General features: G+C 69.9%; 24 protein-coding genes and 1 riboswitch. Of the genes, 19 read left to right on the forward strand and 5 right to left on the reverse strand.

Annotated features, from left to right (window positions below):
* Window positions 1-33 precede the first annotated feature (33 nt).
* Window positions 34-1,095: an MBL fold metallo-hydrolase gene (locus ACEN9J_RS23805; protein ID WP_057596582.1), complete on the reverse strand. Its 1,062-nt coding sequence runs from the start codon at window positions 1,093-1,095 to the stop codon at window positions 34-36.
* A gap of 126 nt (window positions 1,096-1,221) precedes the next feature.
* Between ACEN9J_RS23805 and ACEN9J_RS23810 the strand changes: the two genes are divergently transcribed.
* The 8 genes from ACEN9J_RS23810 to iaaH all read left to right on the forward strand — a co-directional run bounded on the left by ACEN9J_RS23810 (window position 1,222) and on the right by iaaH (window position 10,600).
* Window positions 1,222-1,662: a MerR family transcriptional regulator gene (locus ACEN9J_RS23810; protein WP_208510941.1), complete on the forward strand. Its 441-nt coding sequence runs from the start codon at window positions 1,222-1,224 to the stop codon at window positions 1,660-1,662.
* A gap of 65 nt (window positions 1,663-1,727) precedes the next feature.
* A complete protein-coding gene (can, locus tag ACEN9J_RS23815) occupies window positions 1,728-2,450 on the forward strand; it encodes a carbonate dehydratase (RefSeq protein WP_413762226.1) in 723 nt (240 codons plus the stop codon).
* Window positions 2,451-2,472: 22 nt separating this feature from the next.
* The gene (gene aceK, locus ACEN9J_RS23820; protein ID WP_057596579.1) at window positions 2,473-4,293 is read left to right on the forward strand and encodes a bifunctional isocitrate dehydrogenase kinase/phosphatase; all 1,821 of its coding nucleotides are present in this window, start codon (window positions 2,473-2,475) and stop codon (window positions 4,291-4,293) included.
* A gap of 148 nt (window positions 4,294-4,441) precedes the next feature.
* A complete protein-coding gene (locus ACEN9J_RS23825; RefSeq protein WP_057596578.1) occupies window positions 4,442-5,626 on the forward strand; it encodes an acetyl-CoA C-acyltransferase in 1,185 nt (394 codons plus the stop codon).
* A gap of 86 nt (window positions 5,627-5,712) precedes the next feature.
* Window positions 5,713-6,960: a glutamate carboxypeptidase gene (locus ACEN9J_RS23830; RefSeq protein ID WP_057596577.1), complete on the forward strand. Its 1,248-nt coding sequence runs from the start codon at window positions 5,713-5,715 to the stop codon at window positions 6,958-6,960.
* Between the two features lie 31 nt (window positions 6,961-6,991).
* Entirely contained in the window at window positions 6,992-8,119 is a 1,128-nt protein-coding gene (locus ACEN9J_RS23835; protein WP_057596576.1) for an acyl-CoA dehydrogenase family protein, read from the forward strand.
* Window positions 8,120-8,132: 13 nt separating this feature from the next.
* Window positions 8,133-8,966: a metallophosphoesterase gene (locus tag ACEN9J_RS23840; protein WP_413762227.1), complete on the forward strand. Its 834-nt coding sequence runs from the start codon at window positions 8,133-8,135 to the stop codon at window positions 8,964-8,966.
* Between the two features lie 179 nt (window positions 8,967-9,145).
* Window positions 9,146-10,600 (forward strand): indoleacetamide hydrolase, encoded by a 1,455-nt coding sequence (iaaH, locus tag ACEN9J_RS23845; RefSeq protein ID WP_413764610.1) that lies wholly within the window; start codon window positions 9,146-9,148, stop codon window positions 10,598-10,600.
* A gap of 1 nt (window position 10,601) precedes the next feature.
* Here iaaH and ACEN9J_RS23850 read toward each other — a convergent pair whose 3' ends face one another.
* Together ACEN9J_RS23850 and ACEN9J_RS23855 are read right to left on the reverse strand one after the other, a co-directional pair.
* Window positions 10,602-11,207, reverse strand: coding sequence for a response regulator transcription factor (locus ACEN9J_RS23850; protein ID WP_413762228.1), 606 nt, complete (start codon window positions 11,205-11,207; stop codon window positions 10,602-10,604).
* A gap of 17 nt (window positions 11,208-11,224) precedes the next feature.
* Window positions 11,225-11,617, reverse strand: a complete 393-nt coding sequence (locus ACEN9J_RS23855) for a hypothetical protein (protein ID WP_413762229.1) — start codon at window positions 11,615-11,617, stop codon at window positions 11,225-11,227.
* Window positions 11,618-11,781: 164 nt separating this feature from the next.
* On the opposite strand from ACEN9J_RS23855, the gene ACEN9J_RS23860 reads away from it, so the two are divergent.
* The 4 genes from ACEN9J_RS23860 to ACEN9J_RS23875 all read left to right on the forward strand — a co-directional run bounded on the left by ACEN9J_RS23860 (window position 11,782) and on the right by ACEN9J_RS23875 (window position 15,802).
* Entirely contained in the window at window positions 11,782-12,228 is a 447-nt protein-coding gene (locus tag ACEN9J_RS23860) for a YchJ family protein (RefSeq protein ID WP_261217220.1), read from the forward strand.
* 52 nt (window positions 12,229-12,280) lie between these two features.
* Window positions 12,281-12,386, forward strand: a riboswitch (TPP riboswitch).
* Window positions 12,387-12,477: 91 nt separating this feature from the next.
* Window positions 12,478-14,358, forward strand: a complete 1,881-nt coding sequence (thiC, locus tag ACEN9J_RS23865) for a phosphomethylpyrimidine synthase ThiC (protein WP_261217217.1) — start codon at window positions 12,478-12,480, stop codon at window positions 14,356-14,358.
* A gap of 318 nt (window positions 14,359-14,676) precedes the next feature.
* Entirely contained in the window at window positions 14,677-15,366 is a 690-nt protein-coding gene (locus ACEN9J_RS23870; protein ID WP_413762230.1) for an HAD family hydrolase, read from the forward strand.
* Window positions 15,367-15,475: 109 nt separating this feature from the next.
* Window positions 15,476-15,802 carry a thioredoxin family protein gene (locus ACEN9J_RS23875; RefSeq protein ID WP_093348235.1) on the forward strand — a complete coding sequence of 109 codons (327 nt, stop codon included), beginning with the start codon at window positions 15,476-15,478 and terminating at the stop codon, window positions 15,800-15,802.
* On the opposite strand, the gene ACEN9J_RS23880 is transcribed toward ACEN9J_RS23875, so the two are convergent.
* Entirely contained in the window at window positions 15,790-16,707 is a 918-nt protein-coding gene (locus ACEN9J_RS23880) for a LysR family transcriptional regulator (RefSeq protein WP_413762231.1), read from the reverse strand. The two genes, ACEN9J_RS23875 and ACEN9J_RS23880, sit on opposite strands and share 13 nt — an antisense overlap.
* 70 nt (window positions 16,708-16,777) lie before the next feature.
* Here ACEN9J_RS23880 and ACEN9J_RS23885 point away from each other — a divergent pair, with 70 nt between their 5' ends.
* The 5 genes from ACEN9J_RS23885 (at window position 16,778) to ACEN9J_RS23905 (ending at window position 21,294) form a co-directional block, all read left to right on the forward strand.
* Window positions 16,778-17,776, forward strand: coding sequence for a D-2-hydroxyacid dehydrogenase family protein (locus ACEN9J_RS23885; protein ID WP_261211660.1), 999 nt, complete (start codon window positions 16,778-16,780; stop codon window positions 17,774-17,776).
* Complete coding sequence (locus tag ACEN9J_RS23890) at window positions 17,773-18,234, forward strand: hypothetical protein (protein WP_057590694.1); 462 nt, start codon at window positions 17,773-17,775, stop codon at window positions 18,232-18,234. Before ACEN9J_RS23885 ends, ACEN9J_RS23890 begins: the two co-directional genes overlap by 4 nt.
* Window positions 18,235-18,303: 69 nt before the next feature.
* Window positions 18,304-19,110: a helix-turn-helix transcriptional regulator gene (locus ACEN9J_RS23895; protein ID WP_413762232.1), complete on the forward strand. Its 807-nt coding sequence runs from the start codon at window positions 18,304-18,306 to the stop codon at window positions 19,108-19,110.
* Window positions 19,111-19,207: 97 nt separating this feature from the next.
* Entirely contained in the window at window positions 19,208-20,278 is a 1,071-nt protein-coding gene (locus ACEN9J_RS23900; protein WP_413762233.1) for a Rieske 2Fe-2S domain-containing protein, read from the forward strand.
* A 44-nt stretch (window positions 20,279-20,322) separates the two neighbouring features.
* Window positions 20,323-21,294 carry a tripartite tricarboxylate transporter substrate-binding protein gene (locus tag ACEN9J_RS23905; protein WP_413762234.1) on the forward strand — a complete coding sequence of 324 codons (972 nt, stop codon included), beginning with the start codon at window positions 20,323-20,325 and terminating at the stop codon, window positions 21,292-21,294.
* Window positions 21,295-21,315: 21 nt separating this feature from the next.
* Here ACEN9J_RS23905 and ACEN9J_RS23910 read toward each other — a convergent pair whose 3' ends face one another.
* Window positions 21,316-22,392: an AraC family transcriptional regulator gene (locus tag ACEN9J_RS23910; RefSeq protein ID WP_057590698.1), complete on the reverse strand. Its 1,077-nt coding sequence runs from the start codon at window positions 22,390-22,392 to the stop codon at window positions 21,316-21,318.
* A gap of 141 nt (window positions 22,393-22,533) precedes the next feature.
* Between ACEN9J_RS23910 and ACEN9J_RS23915 the strand changes: the two genes are divergently transcribed.
* Both ACEN9J_RS23915 and ACEN9J_RS23920 read left to right on the forward strand, forming a co-directional pair.
* Window positions 22,534-23,706: an isovaleryl-CoA dehydrogenase gene (locus ACEN9J_RS23915; protein ID WP_413762235.1), complete on the forward strand. Its 1,173-nt coding sequence runs from the start codon at window positions 22,534-22,536 to the stop codon at window positions 23,704-23,706.
* 55 nt (window positions 23,707-23,761) lie between these two features.
* Window positions 23,762-25,435 carry an AMP-binding protein gene (locus ACEN9J_RS23920; RefSeq protein ID WP_413762236.1) on the forward strand — a complete coding sequence of 558 codons (1,674 nt, stop codon included), beginning with the start codon at window positions 23,762-23,764 and terminating at the stop codon, window positions 25,433-25,435.
* Window positions 25,436-25,463: the final 28 nt, after the last annotated feature.

Raw genomic sequence — 25,463 nt, forward strand, 5'->3', positions numbered from 1 at the left:
TATGCGCGGCCGTGCGCCGCGCTGTGCCGGAACTCAGGCCAGGGCGCCGAAGCGGTAGATGCCGTCCGCGCCCAGCTCGCGCTTCACCTGCCCCGAGAACCAGAGCAGGTGCAGGTGCGCCACGGTCTCGCCCATCGCGAAGGTCATCTGGTGCAGGTCGAGTTCGCGCTTGAACAGGATCGGCAGTCCCTCGAAGGCCGTGATCGGCCGCGCCAGCGCGACCTCGAGCAGCTCGGCCAGGCGGTCGCGGTGGTGCTCCTGCAGCTGCTCGACGCGGCGGTGGATGCCGGTGAAGGGCTTGCCGTGCGCGGGCAGGCCGAGGGTGTCGGCGGGCAGCGACTTGAAGCGCTCGATGCTGTCGAGGAACAGGCGCAGCGAATTCGCCTCGGGCTCGCCCGCGTACACGCTCACGTTGGTCGAGATGCGCGGCAGCATCATGTCGCCGCCCAGCAGCAGCTTGAGATCGTCGCAGTACAGCGCGATGTGCTCGGGGGCATGGCCGTAGCCGCTGATGCAGCGCCAGGCATGGCCGCCGATGTCGATGCTCTCGCCGTCGAGCATGCGCACGAAGCTCTCGGGCACCGAGGGCACCATGTTGGCGTAGTAGTTGGTGCGGCCACGGATCTTGTCGAGCGCCTCGGGGTTGGCCAGGCCGTGCGCACTGAAGAAGCGCGCGGCATGCTCGCCGCCGGCGAGCGTGTCGCCGCTGCTGCAGAGCACGCGCGCCACGTGGTAGTCGGTGGAGCTGATCCACAGCGGCACGTTCCAGCGCTTGCACAGCCAGTCGGCCAGGCCGATGTGGTCGGGATGCATGTGGGTGACGATCACGCGCACGATCGGCAGGCCCTGCAGCTGGGTCTCGAAGATCTGCTCCCACTGGGCCCGCGCCTCGTCGCGCGAGATGCAGCAGTCGACCACGGTCCAGCCCTCGACGCCGCGGTAGTTGTCGCGCAGCAGCCAGAGGTTGATGTGGTCGAGCGCGAACGGCAGCCGCATCCGGATCCAGCGCACGCCGGGCGCCACTTCGAGGGCCTCGCCGGGGGCGGGCAGGGTGTCGCCGAGGGGGTAGTGGAGTTCGCGTTCGAGCAGATTCATGTAGGATTGACGTTTACGTAAACGTCATGGGTTGAGGGCACCATTGTAGAGAGCGCGGCGCAAATGTGCTGTCGCCCCCGCAACGCCCCCTTCCCGGCGCCTCCCGTGTTCCCTGAACAAGCCCTCATGCCAGCGCAAACCTTCACCATCAGCCAGCTCGCGAAGGAATTCGACCTGACGACGCGGGCGATCCGCTTCTACGAGGACATGGGGCTGCTCACGCCCGAGCGCGCGGGCCTGCAGCGCATCTACAGCGCGCGCGACCGGGCCCGGCTCACGCTCACGCTGCGCGCCAAGCGCCTGGGCCTGAGCCTGACCGAGGCCAAGGACATCCTCGACATGTACGACAGCCCGCGCGACACGGTGCCGCAGCTCGAGCGCTTCCTCAGCATCCTGGGCGCCCACCGCGCGCAGCTCGAGGGCCAGCTCGCCGAGCTGCAGGCCAATATCGCGGAAGTGCGTGCTCACGAAAAGAAGGGCCAGACGGCGCTGGCGCGCGCGCAGAAGGCCGAAACCGCCGGCAAGCCCAAGGCCAGGCCACCGCGACCGGCCCGAACCACCGCCTGAGAGAGAGCCCCCGGCGCCGGGCGCCGCCGCACCGAATCCCCCTCCACCTCACCGACAATCCCCGCATGTCCGAATCCCTCGACGACCTCTTCGCCCACAACCGCGCCTGGTCCGCGCAGATGGAACGCGACCGGCCTGGTTTCTTCACCAGCCTGGTCAAGCAGCAGACGCCGCGCTACATGTGGATCGGCTGTTCCGACAGCCGCGTGCCGGCCAACCAGATCACCGGCCTCGAGCCCGGCGAGGTGTTCGTGCACCGCAACGTGGCCAACATCGTGGTGCACTCCGACCTCAACGCGCTGTCGGCGATCCAGTTCGCGGTCGAGCACCTGAAGGTCGAGCACATCATGGTGGTGGGCCACTACGGCTGCGCGGGCGTGAAGGCCGCGCTCAACGGCACCCGCATCGGCCTGGCCGACAACTGGATCCGCCACATCCAGGACGTGCGCGACCGCCACCACGTGATGCTCGACGGCTTCTCGGAAGAAGTGCGCGCCGACGCGCTGTGCGAACTCAACGTCGCCGAGCAGGTGGTCAACGTGGCCGTCAGCACGGTGATGGTCGACGCCTGGAGCCGCGGCCAGAAGGTCACGATCCACGGCTGGACCTTCGGCGTGCACGACGGCCTGCTGCAGGACCTGGGCATGAGCGTGGAAGGCGACAAGTCGCTCGAATCGCTCTACAGGGCCGCGGTGCAGCGCGTGCGCCACAAGTACAGCCGCCCCGGCGAGCTGGTGACCCGGCTCACCGGCAAGCCCGCCGCGGCGCCGACGCCCGCCGCCGGCTGAAGGCGCGCCTTCTCCCCGGTCCATGTTCCCGCAGCGCCTCGACTCCCCGCTGGCCTACGACATCGCGAAGGCGATGATGGACGGCTTCAACCGCCATTACAGGCTGTTCCGGGCCGAGTCGTCGCGCGCCAAGCACCGCTTCGAGACCGCCGACTGGCACGGCCAGCAGCGCGCGCAGCGCGAGCGCATCGAGTTCTACGACCTGCGCGTGAGCGAGGCGGTGGCGCGGCTCGAGAAGGAGTTCAAGGCCGGCGAGCAGCCGATGGACGTCTGGCACCAGGTCAAGCTGCACTACATCGGCCTGCTGGTCGACCACCACCAGCCCGAGCTGGCCGAGAGCTTCTTCAACTCGGTCACCACCAAGATCCTGCACCGCGCGTACTTCCAGAACGACTTCATCTTCGTGCGCCCGGCGATCAGCACCGAGTACATCGAGCCGCGCGGCATGCCCACCTACCGCGCCTACTACCCGGCGCACGCCACGCTGGCCGACCACATCGAGCAGATGCTCGACGACTTCGCGCTGCTCGGCAGCTGGGCCCACAAGCGGCGCGATGCCGAGCGCGTGGCGGACGCGATGCAGGCGCGCTTCCACCAGGTCAAGCTGCGCGCCAACTTCCAGCTGCAGGTGCTCTCGGGGCTGTTCTACCGCAACAAGGGCGCCTACGTGGTCGGCAAGATCATGAACGGCTTCGTCGAGCTGGCGTTCGCGCTGCCGATCCTGCACGACGGCCAGGGGCGCTTCCACGTCGACGCGGTGCTGTTCGGCGAGGACGACCTGCAGATGCTGTTCAGCTTCGCGCGCGCCTACTTCATGGTCGACATGGAGGTGCCCTCGGCCTGCGTGCAGTTCCTGCGCTCGCTGATGCCGCGCAAGCCGCGCGCCGAGATCTACAACGCGCTGGGCCTGGCCAAGCAGGGTAAGACGCTGTTCTACCGCGACTTCCTCTCGCACCTCAACTACTCGAGCGACCGCTTCCGCATCGCGCCCGGCATCAAGGGCATGGTGATGCTGGTGTTCGACCTGCCCTCGTTCCCGTTCGTGTTCAAGGTCATCAAGGATTTCTATCCGCCGCCGAAGGACACCACGCGCGAGCAGATCAAGGGCAAGTACATGCTCGTGAAGCAGCACGACCGCGTGGGCCGCATGGCCGATACGCTCGAGTACAGCGACGTGGGTTTTCCGCTCGACCGCTTCGAGCCCGCGCTGATCGAGGAGATCCGCAAGTTCGCGCCCAGCCAGCTCGAGATCGGCGACCGCGACGGCAACGGGGAGATGGAACTGGTGCTCAAGCATGTCTACATCGAGCGCCGCATGATCCCGCTGAACATCTACCTGCAGGAGGCCTTTGACATGCTCGCGCATCCCGAGAGCCCGGCGCAGGCCAGGCGCGCCAGGGAGCAGCTCGAGCAGGCGGTGATCGAATACGGCAATGCGATCAAGGACATGGTGGCCGCCAACATCTTCCCGGGCGACATGCTGTGGAAGAACTTCGGCGTCACGCGCGGCGGCAAGGTCGTGTTCTACGACTACGACGAGATCGAATACATCACCGACTGCCAGTTCCGCAAGGTGCCCGCGCCGCGCAACGAGGAAGAGGAGATGAGCGGCGAGGTCTGGTATTCGGTCGGCCCGAAGGACGTGTTCCCCGAGACCTTCGAGCCCTTCCTGCTGGGCAACAAGGACGTGCGCGAAGCCTTCATGGCGCACCACGCCGACCTGCTCGACGCCGCCTTCTGGCAGCACCACAAGGAACGCATCCAGGCCGGCCAGATGCTGGACGTGTTCCCGTACGAAGAGTCGCAACGCTTCCACGACGAGGAGCAGGCGGCGAACACCTGAAGACCGAACGCAGAAGTCGCGAAGGTCGCGCAGAAGTCGCAGAAGAAATTCCCGAAGCCCGATGTCTTCTTCTGCGACCTCTGCGTCACTTTTGTATTTTTTTCTGCGTTCGGCTGTCCGAATCTTTCATCCAACCAGGAGCACTGAAATGTCCGAATCCATCGTCATCGTCGGCGCCGCCCGCACCCCCATGGGCAGCTTCCAGGGCGACTTCTCCTCCCTCGCAGCGCACGACCTCGGCGGCGCCGCGATCAAGGCCGCCGTCGAGCGTGCCGGCATCGCGCCCGACAGCGTGGGCGAGGTGCTGTTCGGCAACTGCCTGATGGCGGGCCAGGGCCAGGCGCCCGCGCGCCAGGCGGCCTACAAGGGCGGCCTGCCCGACAGCGCCGGCGCCGTCACGCTCAGCAAGATGTGCGGCTCGGCCATGAAGGCCGCGATGCTCGCGCACGACCTGCTCCTGGCCGGCACGCACGACGTGATGGTGGCCGGCGGCATGGAGAGCATGACCAACGCGCCCTACCTGATGCTCAAGGGCCGCGGCGGCTACCGCATGGGCCACGACCGCATCTTCGACCACATGATGCTCGACGGCCTCGAGGATGCCTACCAGCCGGGCCGCTCGATGGGCACTTTCGGCGAGGACTGCGCGGCCAAGTACAAGTTCACGCGCGAGCAGCAGGATGCCTTCGCCATCGCCAGCGTCGAGCGCGCCAAGAAGGCCACCGACACCGGCCTGTTCAAGGACGAGATCGTGCCGGTCACCGTCAAGGGCCGTGGCGGCGACACGCTGATCGCCATCGACGAAGGCCCGGGCAAGGTCAAGCTCGACAAGATTCCGACGCTCAAGCCCGCGTTCAAGAAGGAGAACGGCACCATCACCGCCGCCTCGAGCTCGTCGATCAACGACGGCGCCGCCGCGCTGGTCATGATGACCGAGTCGCATGCGAAGAAGATCGGCGCGAAGCCGATCGCGCGCATCGTCGGCCATGCCACGCACGCGCAGCAGCCCGAGTGGTTCTCGACCGCGCCGGTGGGCGCCGTGGCCAAGCTGTTCAAGAAGACCGGCTGGGCCGTCAAGGACGTGGACCTGTGGGAAGTCAACGAGGCCTTCGCGGTGGTGCCGATGGCGCTGATGCACGAGCTCGACGTGTCGCACGACCGCGTCAACATCCACGGCGGTGCCTGCGCGCTGGGCCATCCGATCGGCGCCAGCGGCGCGCGCATCATGGTCACGCTGATCCACGCGCTCAAGGCGCAGGGCAGGAAGCGCGGCGTGGCCACGCTGTGCATCGGCGGCGGCGAAGGCACCGCCGTGGCGCTCGAGCTGCTGTAAAAAGCACGGCGCCGCGTCCGCCGGCCTGCATGGCCGGCGGACTTTCATTGTTTCAGAGAACGAATCGCAGAAAAGCAGGAGGTCCCATGCGTCCCTTTCATTCACGCAACGTCATCGCCGCCGTGCTCGCGGGCGCCCTGCTCGCGCCGGCCGCCTGGGCGCAGAAGCGCGACAACGTGCTGTTCCAGGCCGCCACCGACGAGCAGCCCGCCGTCATCAAGACGCTCGAGAAGCTGGTCAACATCGAGACCGGCACCGGCGACGCCGAGGGCATCGCCGCGGCGGGCAACTTCCTCGAGGCCGAACTGAAGAACCTGGGCTTCACCGTCACGCGCAGCAAGTCGGCCGGCCTGGTGGTGGGCGACAACATCGTCGGCAAGCTCAAGGGCCGCGGCGGCAAGAACCTGCTGCTGATGTCGCACATGGACACCGTCTACCTCAAGGGCACGCTCGCCAAGGCGCCGTTCCGCATCGAGGGCGACAAGGCCTACGGCCCCGGCATCGCCGACGACAAGGGCGGCAATGCCGTGATCCTGCACACGCTCAAGCTGCTCAAGGACTACGGCGTGCGCGACTACGGCACCATCACCGTGCTGTTCAACACCGACGAGGAGAAAGGCTCCTTCGGCTCGCGCGACCTGATCCAGGAAGAGGCCAAGCTGGCCGACTACGTGCTCTCGTTCGAGCCCACGGGCGCCGGCGACGAGAAGCTCTCGCTCGGCACCTCGGGCATCGCCTACGTGCAGGTCAACATCACCGGCAAGGCCTCGCACGCGGGCGCGGCGCCCGACCTCGGCGTGAACGCGCTGGTCGAGGCCTCGGACCTGGTGCTGCGCACCATGAGCATCGACGACAAGTCGAAGAACCTGCGCTTCAACTGGACCATCGCCAAGGCCGGCAACGTCTCGAACATCATCCCGGCCAGCGCCACGCTCAACGCCGACGTGCGCTATGCGCGCAACGAGGACTTCGATGCCGCGATGAAGACGCTCGAGGAGCGCGCGCAGCAGAAGAAGCTGCCCGATGCCGACGTGAAGGTGATCGTCACGCGCGGTCGCCCGGCCTTCAATGCCGGCGAAGGCGGCAGGAAGCTGGTCGACAAGGCGGTGGGCTACTACAAGGAAGCCGGCGGCACGCTGGGCGTGGAAGAACGCACCGGCGGCGGCACCGACGCGGCCTACGCGGCGCTGTCGGGCAAGCCCGTGATCGAGAGCCTGGGCCTGCCGGGCTTCGGCTACCACAGCGACAAGGCCGAGTACGTGGACATCAGCGCGATTCCGCGCCGGCTGTACATGGCCGCCCGCCTGATCATGGACTTGGGTTCCGGCAAGTAACGACGACGAGAACGACACGAGGAGACACGCCATGCTGCTGAGCACCGACCAGGAAGCCATCCGCGACGCCGTGCGCGACTTCGCGCAGGCCGAACTCTGGCCCCACGCGCCGAAGTGGGACCGCGAACACAGCTTCCCGAAGGAAGTGCACCAGGGCCTCGCGGCACTCGGTGCCTACGGCATCTGCGTGCCCGAGGAGCACGGCGGCGCCGGCCTCGACTACCTCACGCTCGCGCTGGTGCTCGAGGAGATCGCGGCCGGCGACGGCGGCACCAGCACCGCGATCAGCGTGACCAACTGCCCCGTCAACGCGATCCTGATGCGCTACGGCAATGCGCAGCAGAAGAAGCAGTGGCTCGAGCCGCTCGCGCAGGGGCGGATGCTCGGCGCCTTCTGCCTGACCGAGCCGCAGGCCGGCAGCGATGCCTCGAGCCTGCGCACCACCGCGCGCAAGGACGCCGACGGCTATGTGATCGACGGCGTGAAGCAGTTCATCACCAGCGGCAAGAACGGCCAGGTGGCGATCGTGATCGCGGTCACCGACAAGGCCGCGGGCAAGCGCGGCATGAGCGCCTTCATCGTGCCGACCGACGCGCCGGGCTACCAGGTGGCGCGGCTCGAGGACAAGCTCGGCCAGCACAGCAGCGACACCGCGCAGATCAACTTCGACGGCTGCCGCATCCCGGCGGAGAACCTGATCGGCGCCGAGGGCGAGGGCTACAAGATCGCGCTGGGCGCGCTCGAGGGCGGCCGCATCGGCATCGCGGCGCAGAGCGTGGGCATGGCGCGCAGCGCCTTCGACGTGGCCGTGGCCTATGCCAAGGAACGCCAGGCCTTCGGCGGGTCCATCTTCGACCAGCAGGCCGTGGGCTTCCGGCTCGCCGACTGCGCGACGCAGCTCGAGGCCGCGCGCCAACTGATCTGGCATGCCGCGAGCCTGCGCGATGCGGGCCGGCCCTGCCTGAAAGAGGCCGCGATGGCCAAGCTGTTCGCGAGCGAGATGGCCGAGCGCGTGTGCAGCGCCGCGATCCAGACCCTGGGCGGCTACGGCTACGTGAACGACTTCCCGCTCGAGCGCATCTACCGCGACGTGCGCGTGTGCCAGATCTACGAAGGCACCTCGGACATCCAGAAGCTGCTGATCCAGCGGGCACTGTGAGCCGGCCGCGCTGATGCGCCGCCCCGGATGGCGCGCCTTCGCGGCGCTCGCGCTGGCCGCGCTCGGCCTCTGGAGCGTCGCGATCGAGCCGCGCTGGGTCGCGGCGCGCACCGAGACGCTGGACAGCGCCGCCTGGGGCGCGCAGCCGCGGCTGCGCGTCGCGGTCGCGAGCGACTGGCACCTGACCGAACGCAGCCTCTGGCGCGTGACCGACGTGGAGCGCGCGCGCCGCATCGTCGACGCCATCAATGCCGCGCAGCCCGACCTGGTGCTGCTGCCCGGCGACTTCCTGGCCGGCCACGGCGGCGACGAGCCGCTGCCGATCGAGACCATGGCCGAGGTGCTCGGGCGGCTGAAGGCGCCGCTGGGCGTGTACGCGGTGCTCGGCAACCACGACTGGTGGCACGACGGCGCGCGCATCACGCACGCACTGTCGGCGCAGGGCATCGTGGTGCTCGAGAACGATGCCGTGTCGCTGCCCGGGCGCGAGCTCTGGGTGGTGGGCATCGGCGACCACTCCACCGGTCATTCGCGGCCCGATCGCGCCTTGTCGCGCGTGCCGGCCGGCGCTCCCACGCTGGTGCTGATGCACGACCCCGCGAGCCTGGCCGGGATGCCGCGCCTCGCCGCGCCCGCGCCGGTGCTCACCGTGGCCGGCCACACCCATGGCGGCCAGGTCTGGGTGCCGGGCTATGGCGCGCCGATCGTGCCCGGCGCGGCGCCGCGCACCTGGGCCTATGGCTGGATCGAGAACCGCGGCCGGCGCATGTACGTGACCAGCGGCCTGGGCGTGAGCATCCTGCCGGTGCGCCTCAACATGCGGCCCGAGTGGGTGCTGTTCGAGTAGGAACCACCGATCGCGCACCCGCGCCTTGTCATCGGTTTCGACGACAGACAGCCGCCGCGCGGCGGCGCACGATGGCGGCCTTCCGTTCGTTCATCGAGGCCGCCGCCATGACCCGTTCTTCTTCCGCCCCCTTGCGCCGCCCGGCGCGTCTTGCAGCGTGTGCGCTCGCCGTGCTCGCCATGGGCGCCCAGGCCCAGCAGCCCGCCGCGCCCGACATCGCCACCCTGACCGCCAGCGAGGCGGTGCGCGAGCTCTGCGCCGGCCGGCTGACCAGCGAGCAGCTGGTCACGGCCTATGTCGCGCAAGCCAGGGCCAAGGCGAACCTCAACGCCTTCATCACGCTCGACGAACAGGGCGCGCTCGCGGCCGCGCGCGCCGCCGATGCCGCGCGCAAGCCTGGCGCGGCCTGCAAGTCGCTGGCCGGCCTGCCGGTGGCGATCAAGGACAACATCCAGGTGCGCGGCCTGCCCGCCAGCGCCGGCACGCCCGCGCTCAAGGGCTTCGTGCCGGCGGCCGACGCACCGGTGGTCGCGAAGCTGCGCGCGGCCGGCGCCATCGTGCTGGGCAAGACCCACATGCACGAGCTGGCCTTCGGCGTCACCGGCTACAACCCGGCCTTCCCCTCGGGCCCCGAGGTCGGCGTGCGCAATGCCTACGATCCGCGCCGCATCGCGGGCGGTTCCTCGTCGGGCAACGGCGCGGCGCTGGGCGCGCGCATGGTGCCGGCCGCGCTGGGCACCGACACGGGCGGCTCGGTGCGCATTCCCTGCGCCTTCAACGGCTGCGCGTCGCTGCGGCCTTCGATGGGGCGCTATCCGCAGCAGGGCATCGCGCCGATCTCGCACACGCGTGACACCGCCGGCCCGATGGCGCTGTCGGTGGCCGACCTGGTGCTGCTCGACCGCGCGATCGCGGGCGGCGCGGCGGTGCGTCCCGCCGACCTGAAGCGCGTGCGGCTCGGCGTGGTGCCGGCCTTCTTCGCCAACCTCGATGCCGACACCCGTGCCGCCACCGATGCCGCGCTGGCCAAGCTGCGCGCGGCCGGCGTCACGCTGGTCGAGCTCGAGATGCCGAAGCTCGCCGAACTCAACGGCGCGGTGGGCTTCCCGGTCGCGCTCTACGAGGCGAACGACGACATGGCGGCCTACCTCGCGAAGTACGACACGGGCATCGACCTCAAGCAGCTCGCCGCGGGCATCGCGAGCCCCGACGTCAAGGGCACCTTCGACGGCCTGGTGCTGCCGCGCAAGCTGCCGGCCGCGAACGGCACGGTCGACGCCAGGCCGGCCTACGACAACGCGATGCGCGTGGCGCGCCCGGCGCTGCAGAAGCTCTACCGCGACACCTTCACGAAGCACCGGCTCGACGCGCTGGTGTTCCCGACCGTGCCGCAGGTGGCGCTGCTGGCCGCGCCCGAGGCCAGCAGCCCCGAGAACTTCGGCGCGCTGATCCAGAACACCGACCCCGGCAGCAACGCCGGCATCCCGGGCCTGCAGCTGCCCTCGGCGCTGGGCGCGACCAGCGGTTTGCCGATCGGGCTCGAGTTCGATGGCCCCGCGGGCAGCGACCGCCGCCTGCTGGCGCTGGGCCTGGCGATCGAGCCCTTGCTGGGGCGGCTGCCGGCGGCGAAGTAGTTCAGTCGCGCGGCAGCACGCCCGCGAGCGCCGAGCGGCGCTCGATGCCGAGCTTGTCGAAGATGCGCCGCAGGTAGGTGCGCACCGTGGGCACGCCCACCGCCATGCGGCGCGCGATGTCCTTGTCGGTGAGGCCCTCGCGCACGGCGCGCGCCACCTGCTGCTCGCGCGCGCTGAGGCTGGCCCAGGGCGAGGCGGCGATGTCCTGCGCCGCGGCGCGGGGTGCCTGCGCGCGCTGCCGGGCCCGCAGCAGCGCGCCCGCGAAGGCGGGCTCGATCAGGTCGAGCATCAGCGTCTCGCGCGCGCCGAAATCGCCGCGCTCCTTGCGGCGCCAGATGCGCAGGTCGCCGAGCGCGCGCTCGCCGTCGAAGGTGTGAAGGTTCAGGCCCCAGTGCAGGCCGTCGCGCGCGAGGAAGTCGTTGAAGAAGGGCGTGCGCATCAGTTCGCGCTGCGGCATCACCTCGGTCACGCGCGTGGCGCGGCGGCGCGACTGCAGCACGAAGGTGATCGGGTCGTGGTGCTGGTGCCACTGCGCATAGGTGTCGAGGTTGGCCGGCGCCATGTTGATCGCCACGCGCGAGCCGAAGCCGCCGCGCTCGGCGTCCAAGGGCCTGTTAACGCTATTCAAGGGGTCGCGAAGCTCGCCAGAGCCTGCCCATCAAGGCGCGCGACGCCGCGTGTGCGTCCGCACACGCTAGGAGGGCAACGCCGAGGGGCGGGCTCTGGCGAGCTTCCCTCCGGGCTGCTTCGCCAAGGGGCCGTCTGCGGCGTTGCCCGCGCTTGCAAGGCGGACGCCTTGCTGCGCGCGGGCGCCTTGCATCCAGCCCCTTGGCGAAGCAGCGCGACCCCTTGAATAGCGTTAACAGGCCCTGCGAAGGACGCGAACTGGTCGGCCCGCAGCAGGCCGAGCAGCGCATGGCCGAGGCGCTCGCGGATCTCGCGCTCGCCGCATTCGTCGCGCGCGAGCAGCGTGAACACGCCGCGCAGGGCCTGCTGTTCGGAAGCGCTCAGGTACATGGCCGTTGTTCCTCGATGGTGTGCGTTGTCTTCCCGTGGTCAACCCCGGTCTCCGGGGCGCCACGTTAGCGGGTAGCAAGCGGCACGCCAAGGGTGGATGCCCGCGGCCCCAGGGCTTGCCCTCTGGAGGGCCCGGCCCGCACGGTGTTCCAATAGGGGCCTCCATGCCCAGCGTTCCCGATCCCTCCACCGCACCCTGCCCCTGCGGCCGCACCGACCGCCGCGACAAGCCCATCGCCTACGCGATGTGCTGCGGCCGCTACCTCGACGACTTCGAGCACACCCCCGCCCCCGATGCCGAATCGCTGATGCGTTCGCGCTATACGGCCTTCGTGCGCGAGCGTGCCGAGTACCTGCTCGGCACCTGGCACGCGAGCACGCGGCCGGCCTCGCTCGACTTCGAGCCCGGCGTGCGCTGGCTCGGGCTCGACGTGCGCGGCCGCTCGATGAGCGATGCCGACCATGCCGAGGTCGAGTTCGTCGCGCGCCAGCGCGGCGCCTCGGGCACGGCCTCGCGGCTGCACGAGCGCAGCCGCTTCGTGCGCGAGTCCGACGCCGCGGGCCTGTCGCGCTGGTATTACGTCGACGGCGACCTGCAAGCCCGGGCCTGATACCCCGCATTGACGCGGGCGGTTGACGGCGAACGCCGGCGCTCGCACAATCGGCCCCGCTCCGGGGTGCACGCATGTGGCGTGCTGAGATGGCAAAGCTGCCGACCCGCGAACTTGATCCGGGTCATACCGGCGTAAGAAGAGCTGCACTCCCTGGCTTCGGTCCGTCGTCCCTCCCCACCCGGGATGGCGCCCACAGCCCACCGAGCGATTGCGGAGCACCCTTTCCATCCACAAGGAGTGCCCCGCATGAATGCCCCCGACAAGTTCACCTCCCTGCTCTCGCTCACGCGCGAGCCCTTCCCCGCGTCGCACAAGTGCGTCATCCCCGGCAGCCGGCCCGACCTGTTCGTGCCGGTGCGCGACGTGAAGCTCACCAACGGCGAGACCGTGTCGCTCTACGACACCTCGGGTCCCTACACCGACCCGAAGGTCGAGATCGACGTGCGCCGCGGCCTGCCCGACGTGCGCGGTGCCTGGATCGCCGAGCGCGGCGACACCGAGAGCTACGAGGGGCGCGTGCACCACGCGCTCGACGACGGCGCCAAGAACGAGGACCGCGACGCGCAGCGCCTGGCCGAGCTGCGCGCCGGCGCCTCGGCGCTGCAGCGCACGCCGCGCCGCGCGAAGTCGGGCGCCAACGTCACGCAGATGCACTACGCGCGCCGCGGCATCGTCACGCCCGAGATGGAGTACGTGGCGCTGCGCGAGAACGGCAAGCGCGAGTGGATGGCCGAGTACCTCGCCAACGAGGAGCGCGCCAGGCGCGTGGCCGGCAACCCGATGGGCGCGAGCATCCCGCGCATCATCACGCCCGAGTTCGTGCGCGACGAGGTGGCGCGCGGCCGCGCGATCATTCCCGCCAACATCAACCACCCCGAGGTGGAGCCGATGGCGATCGGGCGCAACTTCAAGGTGAAGATCAACGCCAACATCGGCAACTCGGCCGTCACCTCGAGCATCGAGGAGGAAGTGGAGAAGCTGGTGTGGGCGATCCGCTGGGGCGCCGACAACGTGATGGACCTGTCGACCGGCAAGAACATCCACACCACGCGCGACTGGATCGTGCGCAACAGCCCGGTGCCCATCGGCACCGTGCCGATCTACCAGGCGCTCGAGAAGGTGGGCGGCGTGGCCGAGGACCTGACCTGGGAGATCTACCGCGACACGCTGATCGAGCAGGCCGAGCAGGGCGTCGACTACTTCACCATCCACGCCGGGCTGCGGCTGCCGTTCATCCACCTGACGGCCGACCGCATGACCGGCATCGTCTCGCGCGGCGGCTCGATCATGGCGAAGTGGTGCATCGCGCACCACAAGGAGAGCTTCCTCTACACGCACTTCGAGGACATCTGCGACATCATGAAGGCCTACGACGTGAGCTTCTCGCTCGGCGACGGCCTGCGCCCCGGCAGCGGCGCCGATGCCAACGACGAGGCGCAGTTCGCCGAGCTGCGCACCCTCGGCGAGCTCACGCAGATCGCCTGGAAGCACGACGTGCAGACCATGATCGAAGGCCCGGGCCATGTGCCGATGCACATGATCCAGTCGAACATGGACGAGCAGCTCAAGCACTGCCACGAGGCGCCGTTCTACACGCTGGGCCCGCTGACGATCGACATCGCGCCGGGCTACGACCACATCGCGAGCGCGATCGGCGCGGCGATGATCGGCTGGGCCGGCACGGCGATGCTGTGCTACGTGACGCCGAAGGAGCACCTGGGGCTGCCCGACCGCGACGACGTGAAGCAGGGGATCATTGCCTACAAGATCGCGGCGCATGCGGCGGACGTGGCGAAGGGACACCCGGGAGCGCGCTCGCGCGACGATGCGCTGAGCAAGGCGCGCTTCGAGTTCCGCTGGCAGGACCAGTTCAACCTGGGGCTCGACCCGGATACGGCGCGCGAATTCCACGACGAGACGCTGCCGAAGGATTCGAGCAAGGTGGCGCACTTCTGTTCGATGTGCGGGCCGAAGTTCTGCTCGATGAAGATCACGCAGGAGGTGCGTGAGTACGCCGCGGCCAAGGGGGTGGCGGAGGCACTGGCTGTGGAGAAGGGGATGGAGGAGAAGTCGAAGGAGTTCGTGGCGGGTGGGGGGGAGATGTACATCCCTATTCGGGCTGTTTGACTTCTTTGAGGTTGTCGGCCGGGTCTCGCCCCGGCGGGCGAGTCACTTTCTTTTGCTTCGCCAAAAGAAAGTAACCAAAGAAAAGGCGACCCCGCTGTCTGTGTCCCTCCGCTTCGCTGCGGGCAACCTGCGGTGCTCGGAGAAAGCGGGGGGCCGCAGAACTCGCTGCACTTCGTTCCGCTCAGACAGCTGCGGCCCTGATCCCGCTTTCTCCTGCGCTCCTCGGCACAGCCAGAGGGGAGTGGGTCGGGCCATCGCTTCGCTCGGCCATTGCATGGTGGCCGGGCCTTCGCTTTGCTCGGCCGGTACCATCTCCCCATGTCTTCTTTTCCTTTCGCCGCGGTTCTCTTCGACTGCGACGGTGTCCTCGTCGACTCCGAACCCATCACCAACCGCGTGCTTGCCGAGATGCTCGGCGAACTGGGCTGGCCTCTCACCACCGACGAATCGATGCGCATCTTCACCGGCAAGGCGGTGAAGGACGAAGCCGACCTGATCGAGTCGAAGACCGGCTTTCTCATCACGCCCGAATGGCTGCATGGCTTTCGCGAGCGCCGCAACGAGGCGCTCGAGCGGGACCTGACGGCGATTCCGAATGCGCCCGCCGCGGTGCGCGCGCTGTTCGAGCAGCTCGACGGGCGCATCGCCTGCGCCTCGGGCGCGGATCGCTTCAAGGTCGAGCTGCAGCTCGAGAAGGTCGGCATCCTCGACTGCTTCGCGGGGCGGGTCTTCAGCGGGCACGAGATGCCGCGCTCGAAGCCGGCACCCGACGTGTACCTCGCGGCGGCGGCGGCGCTGGGCGTGGACCCGAAGCGCTGCGCGGTGGTCGAGGACACGGTCACGGGCGCGATGGCGGGCGTGGCGGCGGGCGCGACGGTGTTCGGCTACAGCACGGGCGAGTCGGGCCACAGCGGGCCCGAGGCGCTGCGCAGCGTCGGCGCGGTGCAGGTGTTCAGCGACATGGCCGAACTGCCGGCACTGCTGGCGGCGCACCGGCCCGTCGGCTGAAGCGAACACCCACCGGCGGCAGGGCTGCCGGCTTTCTGTTCGAATCGAATCACGACCGGCCGCCGGCGGCGGCTGCACACCATCCAATGCCCACCAGGAGCCCCCGCGCATGACCTCCGAGTACAAGACCGAACAGCCCGAACGCAGCGAGATCGACGCCCTGCAAGGCCCCGCGGTGGTCGAGTTCGGCACCAACTGGTGCGGCGTCTGCAAGGCCGCGCAGCCGGACATCGCCGCCGCCTTCGCGCAGCATCCGGGCCTGCGCCACATCAAGGTCGAGGACGGCAGCGGGCGTCCGCTGGGCCGCTCGTTCGGCGTGAAGCTGTGGCCCACGCTGGTGTTCATGCGCGACGGCCGCGAAGTGGCCAAGCTGGTGCGGCCCACCGACAGCGCCTCGATCGCCGAGGCGCTCGCGAAGATCGCTCAGCCGGCCTGAGCGCGCCGGCCGCGCGCCGGCTTCGCCATCGACAGGATCAGTCGGTAGAGCGCCTGCGCGGCGGGCGACAGCACCGCGCCCTTGCGCGACAGCAGCGCGAAGCTGCGCCGCACCGTGGGCTGCGCGAGCGCGATCAGCACGATGCGCGGGTAGGTGCCGGCCTGCACGGCCAGCCGGGGCACCACGGCGGCGCCCACGCCCTGCGCCACCAGCCCGACGGCGGTCGAGCTGCGCTGCACCTCGTAGACGAAGGGCAGGTTCAGTCCGCTCGGCGCCAGCGCCGCATCGAGCAACGGGCGGTTGCTGCTGCCCGGGCCCGGCACGATCAGCGCGTGGCCCTCGAGCTGCGACCAGGCGATGCTGCGGCGGCGCGCCAGCGGATGGTCGTCGCGGCAGGCCAGCACGAAGCGGTCGTCCAGCAGCGGCACGCGCTCCAGAGCGGGGTCGTAGGACTCGGCGATGCTGATGCCGAACTCGGCCTCGCGCTGCAGGATCGCTCCCGCCACGCCGGCCGAGGCGTGGTCGAGGATGCGGATGTGGTTGCCCGGGTGCAGCGCGCTGTAGGCCTGGATCACCGCGGGCAGGAACTGCACGCCCACCGTCGGCACGCAGGCCAGCGTCACGTTGCCACGCGAGGCCTGGCCGGCCTCGCGGATGCCGAGCATGGCCGAGGAGATGTCGGCGAGCAGCCGCCGCGCCTGCGGCAGGAAGCTCTGGCCGATCGCGGTGAGTGCCAGCGAGCGCGTGGTGCGTTCCACCAGCCGTACGCCGAGCACCGCCTCGAGGTTCTGCAGCCGACGCGTCAGCGCCGTGGAGCTGATGTGCAGCGAATCGGCACCGGCATGGAAGCTGCCGTGCTCCGCCACGGCGAGGAATGCCTGCAGGCCGAGCATGTCCACTTTCATGAGGCGATTGCAGCAATGGTCCAGATAAATTCATTTTACGCAGCCGGGTTGCGGGCACAGAATCCGCCGCATGAACATCACGGTGCTGGACGACTACTTCGACACGCTGCGCACGCTGCCCTGCTTCGCCAAGCTCAAGGGGCACGAGGTGACGGTGTGGAACGACCACGTGGACGAGCCCGACGAACTGGTGCGCCGGCTGTCGCAGGCCGACGCGGTGGTGCTGATCCGCGAACGCACCGCGCTGCGCGCGCCGGTGCTCGAGCGGCTGCCGCGGCTGCGGCTGATCAGCCAGCGCAGCGTCTATCCGCACATCGACGTCGAGGCCTGCACGCGGCTGGGCATCGTGCTGTCGTCGGACCAGCACGCGGGCACGCCTTCGTACGCGGCGGCCGAACTCACATGGGCGCTGCTGCTGTGTGCGGCACGGCGGATTCCGCAGCAGATGGCGTCGCTGCAGCGCGGCGGCTGGCAGACCGGCGTGGGCGGCACGCTGCGCGGCAGGACGCTCGGGATCTACGGCTACGGCCGCATCGGGCAGGCGGTGGCGGGTTATGCCGAGGCCTTCGGCATGAAGGTGCGCGTGTGGGCGCGGCCCGAATCGATGGCCCGGGCGCGCGCGGACGGCCGCGAATGCGCGCCCGACCGCGAGAGCTTCTTCGGCGACTGCGACGCGGTCTCGCTCCACATGCGGCTGGTGCCGGCCACGCGCGGCATCGTGCGGCGCGAGGACCTCGCGCGCATGAAGCCCGATGCGATCCTCGTGAACACCAGCCGCGCCGGCCTGATCGAGCCCGGTGCGCTGGTGGCGGCGCTGCGGGCCGGCCGGCCCGGCATGGGCGCGGTCGACGTCTACGAGACCGAGCCGCTGCTCGATCCCGCCGATCCGCTGCTGCGGTTGCCGAACCTGGTCTGCACGCCGCACATCGGCTACGTGACGCGCGAGGAGTACGAGCTTCAGTTCTCCGACGTGTTCGACCAGATCGTGGCCTTTGCCGGCGGGCAGCCGAGCAACGTCGTCAATCCCGAGGTGCTCGGCCGCCTGCGCGCCGCGTCCACCCCGGCATGAACGAGGCGCTGCAGCGGCTCGCCGCCGCGGCCCGGCTGGAGGATGCGGCGCAGGAGCCGCTGCGGCTGCGCTTCGGCTTCGCCTGCGTGCAGCGCGTGCGGCATCTGCTCGAGGCGCCCGAGGCGCTGCGGGGCCTCGACGTGCTCGGCGCGTACCTCGAAGGCCGCGGCAGCCGCGTCGAACTCGCGCAGGCGGCACAGCGCATGGCGCGCATCGCCGCCAGCCATCCGGGCTCCGGCTCGATCGATGCGTCGGCCCATGCGGCGGTGTCCGCGACCTACGCGGTGTTCCAGGCCGTGGCCGGGCGCGCGCTGCAGGCCGCGGAGTACGCGGCCTACGCCACCGTCTATGCCTATGGCGCCTACGCGATCGCGGACCCCGAGGCCTTCGCCGAGGAGTTCGCGTGGCAGGCCCGGACCTTCGCCGCGTTGAGCCGCGGCCACGCGGCGGCCGCCTGAAGGCCGCCGCGGGTTAATCCCGATCCGCCGCCGCTTCGTGCGGCGCGCCCGCGGGGGGACAATTTCCGCATGCAAGCCATGTGGCGCGTTCCGGCCCTCGCCAGCCAGCAGTCGCTCGACCTGCGGGCCGTGTCGCTGCTGCTCGACGTGCCGCGCGACCTGGCGCCCGCGCGCGCGATGCTGCACTTCCTCAATGCGCTGCTGCCGGTGGAGTACATCTCGCTGGTGCAGCATGCGCCCGATGCACCGGTGCAGATCGAGGGCCACTCCCATGGCGCGGGGGTGCGTAACGTCACGCGCGACTGCTTCGCGCAGTACCGGCGCCATTTCTACGGTTTCGACGATGCGACGGGCATCGCGCAGCGCATGGCGGGCACGGGCGGCGAGGTCGACGAGGTGACGGCGCTGCACATGCATGCCGAGCAGATCCCCGACCCCGGCTGGCGGCGCCAGATCTACGAGCGCGAGCACCTGAGCGACCGGCTCGCGCTGCTCTACCTGCCGGTGGCCCGCGGCCGCGCCTTCTCGGTCAACCTCTACCGGCGCGACTCGATGGGCCGCTTCGCGCCCGGCGAGATCGAGCGCGTGCTCGCGGTCGCGCCGCTGCTGCGGCAGGTGCACCGGCATGCGCTGGGCACCGGCGCGGGCGCGCTCGACATGGACAGCCGCATCGCGCTCGCGCAGGCCCGGCTCGCCGACACGCCGCTGAGCCGCCGCGAGCGCGAGGTCTGCGCGCGCATCGCCTGCGGGCTCACGGCCGACGGCATCGCGGCCGACCTCGACATCGCGCTGTCGAGCGTGCACACGCTGCGCAAGCGCGCCTACGGCAAGCTCGGCATCCACGACCGCGCAGCGCTGGTGCGGCTGGCCGGCTGAGGCCGCATACCCACCAACGTCCCCTGCGCGGGGGACGCGCGCCGCGGCGCATGCGACCACCATCGAAGACAGATCATTCGATGGAGACGAGAAGCGCATGTTCATCCGCAACTGCTGGTACGTGGTCGCCTGGGACCACGAGATTCCCGCCGAGGGCCTGTTCAACCGCACCGTCATCGGCGAGCCGCTGCTGCTGTACCGCACCGCGCAGGGCGAGGTGGTGGCGCTCGAGGACCGCTGCTGCCATCGCCACGCGCCGCTGTCCAAGGGCCGGCGCGAGGGCGACTGCGTGCGCTGCGGCTACCACGGGCTCAAGTTCGATGCGCGCGGCCTCTGCGTCGAGGTGCCGGGCATGGCGACGGTGCCGCCGCGCGCACGGGTGCGCAGCTACCCGGTGGCGGTGCGCAGCCGCTGGGTGTTCGTGTGGATGGGCGAGGCCGAGCGCGCCGACACGGCACTGCTGCCCGACAACTTCTCGTGCGACCACCCCGAGTGGCGCCACATCCCGGGCTACCTGCACTACGACACGCCCTACCTGCTGATCTGCGACAACCTGCTGGACTTCTCGCACCTGAGCTACGTGCACGAGAAGACGCTCGGCGGCTCGACCGCGATCGCGCAGGCGCGGCCCGAGATCGAGAAGATCGAGCGCGGCCTGCGCGTGACGCGCCGGGTGGAGAACGTGCCGCCGCCCGCGCACTGGGCCGGCGCGCGGCCCTTCGCGCCCGGTGCGCGCTTCGACCGCTGGTTCGTCTACGACTTCGTGCTGCCGGGCACGCTGCTGATGCAGTCGGGTGGCCGGCCGGTGGAGGACGCCGAGGGCGACATGCGCCATGCCGTCGAGCTGCACAGCTGCCAGACCCTGACGCCCGAGACCGAGACCAGCACCCACTACTTCTTCCAGCAGGCGCACCGGCCCTCGCTGGGCGGCGAGCAGCTCACGCGCACGCTCTACGACAGCCTGATCGTGGCCTTCAACGAGGACCGCGACATGATCACCGCGCAGGCCCGCAACATCGAGCACGCGCCCTTGCTGCCGATGCTGCCGCTGGCCATGGACTCGGCGCTGGTGCAGTTCCGCCGGCTGGTGGCGCAGGCGCTCGAGGACGAGCGGCGCAGCGATGCGCCCTCGCAGCGCGCGCAGCCCGAGCGTGCCGCGAGCTGCTGACACGCGCCGCCAGACAACACAAGAACCCACGAGGAGACAAGACCATGTTCAAGCTGCTTTCGATCGCCTGCACCGCGCTGGCCTTCGCCGTTCCCGCCGCCGCCCAGGAGGCCTACCCGTCGCGGCCGATCCGCATCGTCGTCCCCTATCCGGCCGGCGGCGCCACCGACTACGTAGCGCGCACCGTCGGCGAACGCCTGTCGAAGGCGCTGGGCCAGCCGGTGGTGGTCGACAACAAGGCGGGCGCGGCCGGTGCCATCGGTGCCGCCGAGGTGGCGCGTGCCAAGGCCGACGGCTACACGCTGCTGATGACGATCACCGACTCGCAGATCAACAACACCGCGCTCTACCGCACGCTGGCCTACGACCCGCGCAAGGACTTCGCGCCGATCACGCAGATCGTGCGCAGCCCGGCGCTGATCTCGACCCATTCGGGCTCGGGCCTGCGCAGCCTCGCCGACCTCAAGGCCAAGGCCGGCTCCGGCGGCGCCAAGCTCAGCTATGCCTCCTGGGGCATCGGCGGCCTGGGCCACCTGGCCGGCGAGAGCCTCAACCGCGGCCTGGGCGGCGGCATGGTGCACGTGCCGCAGCGCGGCGAGGGGCTGGTGGTCACCGACCTGCTGTCGGGCACGGTCGACATCGGGCTGTCGTCGGTGGCGAGCGCTATGCAGCACGTGCCGGGCGGCAAGATCGTGCCGCTGGCCGTGCTCGGGCGCCAGCGCTCGAGCACGCTGCCGCAGGTGCCGACGATGCACGAGCTGGGCTTCGACGACCCGCTCTACGACAGCAACGTCTGGATCGGCCTGCTGGCGCCCGCGGCCACGCCGAAGGCCATCGTGGAGCGGCTCGCGAAGGAGGTGCGCGAGGTGGTGGGCGCGCCCGAGGTCGGCCAGCAGTTCGTCGCCCGCGGCTTCGAGATCATGAACAGCACGCCCGAGCAGTTCGCCAGCGCCTACCGCGCCGAGTTCGACGTCATCACGCGGCGCATGCGCGAACTGAGCATCGAGGCGCAGTGAGCGCCGCGGCCGCCGCGGCGTTCACGTGGAGGCATCCCGGCTTCGCGACGGCCCGGGTCCGGGCGCGGGCGTGGCCGCCTGCTGCCGGAAGTCCCTGGGCGCGAGTCCCGTCCATTGCAGGAAGGCGCGCGAGAAGCTCTTCTCGTTGCGAAAGCCCGCCGCCAGCGCGACCTGCTTGATCGGCCGGTGGGTGCGCCGCAGCAGGTCGACCGCGAGCTCGTGCCGCACCTCGTTCTTGAGCGCCTGCAGCGAGCTGCCTTCCTCCTGCAACTGGCGGTGCAGGGTGCGGCTCGACACGTTGAGCAGCGTGGCCAGCGCCTCGGCGGTGGTGGTCTCGGCGGCGCGCGAGCGCAGCAGCTCGCGCACGCGCTGGCCCAGCAGCCGGTCGCGCCGGTACTGCAGGATCGTGAGCGGCAGCGCGCGCTTGAGCATGGTGCGCAGCGCGCGCTCGTCGCGCTGCAGCGGCAGCGCGAGGTAGCGCTCGTCGAAGGCGATGCTCGCGCGCGCCGCGTCGAAGCGCACCTCGGGCGTGAACATCGCCGCGTAGGCGTCGCGGTGCGCCGGCGCCGGAAAGGGAAAGCCGGCCTGCCGCAGCGAGATGCGCGAATCGATGGCCCAGCACATGTAGCCGTGCATGAAGCGCAGGCTGGTCACGAGGCAGAACTCGCGGAAGGCCGGGGCCAGCGGCCGGTTCTCGGCGATGCGCAGCGTGGCCACGCCGCCCGCCACCTCAAGCGCGAGGCCGATGTCCTCGGTCAGCAGCCGGTGGTGGCGGCACCAGCGCTTGATCGCCACGCCGAGGTCGGGCGAGGTCAGCGAGGCGCGGCACAGCATGCCGTAGCTGCCCCAGGGCAGGCGGCGCGAGAACCAGCCCAGCGCCTCGTCGTCGAGCTCCTGCATCGCATGGCCCGACAGCGCCTCGAACTGCGCCGCCGTCACGCGCGCGCCGGGCCGCGCGAGCTCGCGCGGCGTGATCTGTGCCGCCTTCAGCGCCTCGGACGGGTCCTGGCCGTAGCGCTCGTAGCCCTTGACGATGGCTCGCACGAAGGCCATCGGCGTGACGGCGCGGGCAGGTCGGAGGAAGGAGGGGGAGGACATGGCGAGGCGGTGCCGGCGTGGCGCAAATTGCAACCATTGTGGCGCCAATTGCGGCGCGACGAGGCGTAAGCTGCGACCTTTCCAGCGCGTCGTGGCGCGGGCAGCCCCACGCGCCGGCCCCCTTCAGAGGAGACAACACCCATGCACGATCCCGGCCTGAACTTCGACCTGGGCGAGACCATCGACTCGCTGCGCAGCGCGATCCAGGACTTCGCCGCGAATGAAATCGCGCCCCGCGCCGCCGACATCGACCGCGAGAACCTGTTCCCGCACGACCTCTGGAAGAAGCTCGGCGACCTCGGCCTGCACGGCATGACCGTGAAGGAGGAGTACGGCGGCACCGAGCTCGGCTACCTCGCGCACATCGTGGCGATGGAAGAGGTGTCGCGCGCCTCGGCCTCGGTCGGCCTGTCGTACGGCGCGCACTCGAACCTGTGCGTGAACCAGATCCACCGCAACGGCAGCGAGGCGCAGAAGAAGAAGTACCTGCCCAAGCTGGTGAGCGGCGAGCACGTGGGCGCGCTGGCCATGAGCGAGCCCAATGCCGGCTCCGACGTGGTGAGCATGAAGCTCAAGGCCGAGAAGAAGGACGGCTGCTACGTGCTCAACGGCGGCAAGATGTGGATCACCAACGGCGGCGACGCCGACACGCTGGTGATCTACGGCAAGACCGAGCCCGAGATGGGCGCGCGCGGCATGACCGCCTTCATCGTCGAGAAGGGCTTCAAGGGCTTCTCGGCCGGCACCAAGCTCGACAAGCTCGGCATGCGCGGCTCCAACACCTTCCCGCTGTTCTTCGACAACTGCGAGGTGCCCGAGGAGAACGTGCTCGGCGGCGAGGGCCAGGGCGCGAAGGTGCTGATGAGCGGCCTCGATTACGAGCGCGCCGTGCTCTCGGGCGGCCCGCTGGGCATCATGGCCGCCTGCATGGATGCGGTGCTGCCCTTCATCCACGAGCGCAAGCAGTTCGGCCAGAGCATCGGCGAGTTCCAGCTCATGCAGGGCAAGATCGCCGACATGTACTCGACCTGGCAGGCCACGCGTGCCTACGTCTACGCCGTGGGCAAGGCCTGCGACCGCAACGACCATGCGCGCACCTTCCGCAAGGACGCGGCCGGCGCGATCCTCTACTCGGCCGAGAAGGCGACCTGGATGGCCGGCGAGGCGATCCAGGCGCTCGGTGGCGTGGGCTACACCAAGGAATTCCCGGTCGAACGGCTGTGGCGCGACGCCAAGCTCTACGAGATCGGCGCGGGCACCAGCGAAATCCGGCGCATGCTGATCGGGCGCGAGCTGTTCGCCGAGACCGCATAAGCCGTCGTTCCCCCTCCCCGCGGGAGGGCGCAGACCAGGAGACAAGGACATCAACATGACTGCAGCACTGACCGAGAGCTACGGCAAGGGCGCCACCGACGTCCCCCTCATCGAACAGACCATCGGCGACTTCTTCGACGACATGGTCGAGCGGCAACCCGATCGCGAGGCGCTCGTGAGCCGCCACGAAGGCCTGCGCTTCAGCTACCGCGAGCTGCAGGCCGAGTCGGACCGGCTCGCCAGCGCGCTGCTGAAGCTGGGGCTCGCGCCGGGCGACCGCGTGGGCATCTGGTCGCACAACAACGCGCCGTGGGTGCTGATGCAGATCGCCACCGCCAAGGTCGGCCTGATCCTCGTCAACATCAATCCCGCCTACCGCACCGCCGAGCTCGAGTACGCGCTCAACAAGGTCGGCTGCAAGGCGCTGGTGACGATGGCGCAGTTCAAGACCAGCGACTACCTCGGCATGCTGCAGGAGCTCGGCCCGAAGCGGCTGCCGCAGCTGGCCCACACCTTCTGGATCGACAAGGCCGGCGAGGGCGCCGAGGTGCCCGGCATGCGGCGCTTCTCGGCGCTGCTGGCCGGCGGCGACGCGGCTGACCCGAAGGTGGCCGCGGTGCAGAAGACGCTGAAGGCCACCGACCCGATCAACATCCAGTTCACCAGCGGCACCACGGGCTTTCCCAAGGGCGCGACGCTGACGCACCGCAACATCCTCAACAACGGCTTCTTCATCGGCGAGTGCATGAAGCTCGGGCCGGACGACCGGCTGTGCATCCCGGTGCCGCTCTACCACTGCTTCGGCATGGTGCTCGGCAACCTGGCCTGCCTCACGCACGGCTCGGCCATCGTCTATCCGAACGACGGCTTCGATCCGCTGACCGTGCTCGAGACGGTGCAGGCCGAGAAATGCACCGGCCTGCATGGCGTGCCCACGATGTTCATCGCCGAGCTCGACCATCCGCGCTTCAAGGAGTTCGACCTCTCGACCCTGCGCACCGGCATCATGGCCGGCTCGCCGTGCCCGATCGAGGTGATGAAGCGCGTGGTCAGCGAGATGCACCTCGAGCAGATCACCATCGCCTACGGCATGACCGAGACCAGCCCCGTGAGCTGCCAGAGCAGCACCGACACGCCGCTCGACCGCCGCGTGTCGACCGTGGGCACGGTGCAGCCGCACCTCGAGGTGAAGATCGTCGACCCCGAGACCGGCCGGACCATGCCGCCGGGCCAGTCGGGCGAGCTCTGCACGCGCGGCTATTCGGTGATGCACGGTTACTGGGACGACGAGCCCAAGACGCGCGAGGCCATCGATGCCGAGCACTGGATGCACACCGGCGACCTCGCGACCATGGACGCCGAGGGCTACGTCAACATCGTGGGCCGCATCAAGGACATGGTGATCCGCGGCGGCGAGAACATCTATCCGCGCGAGATCGAGGAGTTCCTCTACCGCCACCCCAAGGTGCAGGACGTGCAGGTGGTGGGCCTGCCCGACCGCAAGTACGGCGAGGAGCTCTGCGCCTGGATCATCGCCAAGCCCGGCCAGAGCGTCACCGAGGAAGAGGTGCGCGACTTCTGCAAGGGCCAGATCGCGCACTACAAGGTGCCGAAGTACATCCGCTTCGTGCCGGCCTTCCCGATGACCGTGACCGGCAAGATCCAGAAGTTCAAGATCCGCGACGAGATGAAGGCCGAGCTCGGCCTCGACGAAGCGCGCACCGCCTGAACACGGGGCCCCGCGCGCCCCGTTCCCG

Origin of the sequence: Variovorax sp. Varisp41, assembly GCF_047325085.1 — a bacterium.
In the GTDB taxonomy this organism is placed as follows: Bacteria; Pseudomonadota; Gammaproteobacteria; order Burkholderiales; family Burkholderiaceae_C; genus Variovorax.

Coding starts and splice junctions, on each gene's coding strand:
- ACEN9J_RS23910 (WP_057590698.1), bottom strand. CDS start 22,392: ATGTCCTCCCCCTCCTTCCTCCGACCTGCCCGCGCCGTCACGCCGATG.
- ACEN9J_RS23920 (WP_413762236.1), top strand. CDS start 23,762: ATGACTGCAGCACTGACCGAGAGCTACGGCAAGGGCGCCACCGACGTC.
- ACEN9J_RS23840 (WP_413762227.1), top strand. CDS start 8,133: ATGCGCCGCCCCGGATGGCGCGCCTTCGCGGCGCTCGCGCTGGCCGCG.
- ACEN9J_RS23880 (WP_413762231.1), bottom strand. CDS start 16,707: ATGAAAGTGGACATGCTCGGCCTGCAGGCATTCCTCGCCGTGGCGGAG.
- ACEN9J_RS23835 (WP_057596576.1), top strand. CDS start 6,992: ATGCTGCTGAGCACCGACCAGGAAGCCATCCGCGACGCCGTGCGCGAC.
- thiC (WP_261217217.1), top strand. CDS start 12,478: ATGAATGCCCCCGACAAGTTCACCTCCCTGCTCTCGCTCACGCGCGAG.
- ACEN9J_RS23805 (WP_057596582.1), bottom strand. CDS start 1,095: ATGAATCTGCTCGAACGCGAACTCCACTACCCCCTCGGCGACACCCTG.
- ACEN9J_RS23860 (WP_261217220.1), top strand. CDS start 11,782: ATGCCCAGCGTTCCCGATCCCTCCACCGCACCCTGCCCCTGCGGCCGC.
- ACEN9J_RS23830 (WP_057596577.1), top strand. CDS start 5,713: ATGCGTCCCTTTCATTCACGCAACGTCATCGCCGCCGTGCTCGCGGGC.
- ACEN9J_RS23890 (WP_057590694.1), top strand. CDS start 17,773: ATGAACGAGGCGCTGCAGCGGCTCGCCGCCGCGGCCCGGCTGGAGGAT.
- ACEN9J_RS23915 (WP_413762235.1), top strand. CDS start 22,534: ATGCACGATCCCGGCCTGAACTTCGACCTGGGCGAGACCATCGACTCG.
- ACEN9J_RS23905 (WP_413762234.1), top strand. CDS start 20,323: ATGTTCAAGCTGCTTTCGATCGCCTGCACCGCGCTGGCCTTCGCCGTT.
- iaaH (WP_413764610.1), top strand. CDS start 9,146: ATGGGCGCCCAGGCCCAGCAGCCCGCCGCGCCCGACATCGCCACCCTG.
- ACEN9J_RS23855 (WP_413762229.1), bottom strand. CDS start 11,617: ATGTACCTGAGCGCTTCCGAACAGCAGGCCCTGCGCGGCGTGTTCACG.
- ACEN9J_RS23825 (WP_057596578.1), top strand. CDS start 4,442: ATGTCCGAATCCATCGTCATCGTCGGCGCCGCCCGCACCCCCATGGGC.
- ACEN9J_RS23885 (WP_261211660.1), top strand. CDS start 16,778: ATGAACATCACGGTGCTGGACGACTACTTCGACACGCTGCGCACGCTG.
- aceK (WP_057596579.1), top strand. CDS start 2,473: ATGTTCCCGCAGCGCCTCGACTCCCCGCTGGCCTACGACATCGCGAAG.
- ACEN9J_RS23810 (WP_208510941.1), top strand. CDS start 1,222: ATGCCAGCGCAAACCTTCACCATCAGCCAGCTCGCGAAGGAATTCGAC.
- ACEN9J_RS23870 (WP_413762230.1), top strand. CDS start 14,677: ATGTCTTCTTTTCCTTTCGCCGCGGTTCTCTTCGACTGCGACGGTGTC.
- ACEN9J_RS23875 (WP_093348235.1), top strand. CDS start 15,476: ATGACCTCCGAGTACAAGACCGAACAGCCCGAACGCAGCGAGATCGAC.
- ACEN9J_RS23895 (WP_413762232.1), top strand. CDS start 18,304: ATGCAAGCCATGTGGCGCGTTCCGGCCCTCGCCAGCCAGCAGTCGCTC.
- ACEN9J_RS23900 (WP_413762233.1), top strand. CDS start 19,208: ATGTTCATCCGCAACTGCTGGTACGTGGTCGCCTGGGACCACGAGATT.
- can (WP_413762226.1), top strand. CDS start 1,728: ATGTCCGAATCCCTCGACGACCTCTTCGCCCACAACCGCGCCTGGTCC.